At 69.3% G+C, this 313-nt stretch carries 1 protein-coding gene; it reads right to left on the minus strand.

Annotated features, from left to right (window positions below; all coding sequences use genetic code 11):
* Positions 1–2: 2 nt before the first annotated feature.
* Positions 3–313 (minus strand): DcrB-related protein (locus J0A67_RS23615; protein WP_206571682.1); only part of this gene is annotated, 311 nt, incomplete at its 5' end.

Genomic DNA, 313 nt, shown 5'->3' on the forward strand with positions numbered 1-313 from the left:
CGTTAGGCCGCCCGGTAGCTGCTCAGCACCTGCAACAGCAGCGCGTCGTCTTGCGGCGTCAGCTTGCGCGCCATCGCCAGGGTGAACACCAGCACCCGGCCTTCCGCCAGCGCGAACACCGCCTGGTTTTGCCAGATGCGTTTGCCGTCGCGCAGGTAGCTGGCGCGCACCCATTCACCGGCGGCCAGCCCGTCACCCAGCGTCGCCGGCTCGCGGCTTTTGAACGCCCAACCTTTCAGCCCCTGCGCCAGCGCATCGAGCTGGCGGGTGACGTAGCCTTCCAGGTTCTCCGCCGGCTGCAGCGCATCGCGGG

This window comes from Algoriphagus aestuariicola, from assembly GCF_017254835.1.
GTDB lineage: Bacteria > Bacteroidota > Bacteroidia > Cytophagales > Cyclobacteriaceae > Algoriphagus > Algoriphagus aestuariicola.